Source organism: Mesorhizobium sp. YC-39 (assembly GCF_025753795.1).
In the GTDB taxonomy this organism is placed as follows: domain Bacteria; phylum Pseudomonadota; class Alphaproteobacteria; order Rhizobiales; family Rhizobiaceae; genus Mesorhizobium.
On the sequence record NZ_JAOWPS010000030.1, the window covers coordinates 1 to 1,469 of the forward strand.

The following is a 1,469-nucleotide window of genomic DNA, read 5'->3' on the forward strand; positions in this document are numbered from 1 at the left end:
AGGCCGCGCGCCTGCTCCTTTTGATCGAACTCGCGCACATGCTCATAAAGCCGCGGCCGGTCGCCGAGTATGATGACGGTGTCGCCGTCGAAGTCGCCGTCGAGCTTTTTCTGTTCACCGGTCGGCACGGCAACCAGCGACCCCGGAGCAAACACCTCCGTCGCCTGCAGGATGCCGACGCAGTCGAGCGACGTGTCCACCGTGACCCGGTCCTTGCCCTTGGTCCAGTTCGAATGGCACTTGACGTCCTCGGCCGACATCACCAGCCCACGCTCGGCATAGTCGGCCGGCCACATCTCGTCGGGGACGACGATCAGAATGCCCTTGGCAAAAAAGGTCGGGTCGGCGGCGGCCAATTTCTCCCCCGACTTCTGGGCGACATTAAAGCTGTATTGGATGGCCACGCACTGATCCAGGAACCCTGCCGTCGGGTCCCCGTCAACCGCCGACCTGACCTGCCCGGCGGCAAACGGGCGCAGGTTCGGCTTGTCATAGGGCGAGCGGCCGATCAGCACGCCACCCGTCCCCGTCAACGTCTCGCTCTTGAGCGTCGGCACATGGACGTGGCCATCACCGGACGGCACGGCGACCGCGCCCGGACCGTCGATGTGTCCGGCCGTCACCGTGCGAAACAGCTCTTCGGACGTCAACGCGCGCCCTTGCTGGCTCTCGAGCCAGGTCCTGGCCTTCTCGCGCGCCTCATCCGCCACCAGTTCGCTGCGCGGATAATGTTGCGCCGCCAAGGCGGGCAGGGACGATCTCCTTCCCTCGCCAAAGGCAGCCACCCGATCGGGATCGCCCGTTTGACCGGCCCGGCGAACCGTTGGCATACGCGCGGCCAGCGAGGCCTTGATGAAGCCGCAGCCGTCATGCGGCCGCAAGGCGATCGGGCCTGCCTTTCCAGTCAGCTTGAAGGGATGCTGCTCATTGGCAGGGCGGTCCGGCATCAGCGACAGTTTGAAGGCGCCTTCCAGCGCGTAGTCGTGGGGCCCCAGACCTTGAAGGGCAGGAGGCGCGGCAAAGCCCCGGCGCTGCGTGTAATAATAGGCCTCCTTGAAGGGGGCCCAGGCGCGCGATAGCTGCTCGAACGCCGTGCCCGGAGCGGTTTCGGCATAGGGAATGGCCAGCAGCTTTCCCCCGGAGGCCCTTGCTGGCGCCGCGTCCGGGCTGCGGGCTGCGATCTGCGACACCGTCGGTTGCGGCGCTTTCAACTTGCTGCCGCCAAACAGGTCCATGCGGTATGGCACACCCTCGACCGTAACCGTCCGCGCCAGCATGAAGGCGCTCGGCTTGCCCGGCAGTTGCACCGCGACCGCCTTGATGGCTCCCGAGGTCAGGCGATGGAAAGCCGAATAGCGTGTCTCGGGCTCGGTGGCCACGCGCTGCCCCCGTATGTCCACCACCGGCAACTGCATCAGTCCCGCGTCGCCCTGTGGAGGCCTGGGCTCGTGGTCCATGGCTTGCAACAC

1 pseudogene is annotated in these 1,469 nt (G+C 66.4%); it reads right to left on the reverse strand.

Annotated features, from left to right (window positions below):
- Window positions 1–1,469 (reverse strand): annotated as a pseudogene (locus OHD62_RS35510) (hypothetical protein); the annotation flags it as partial.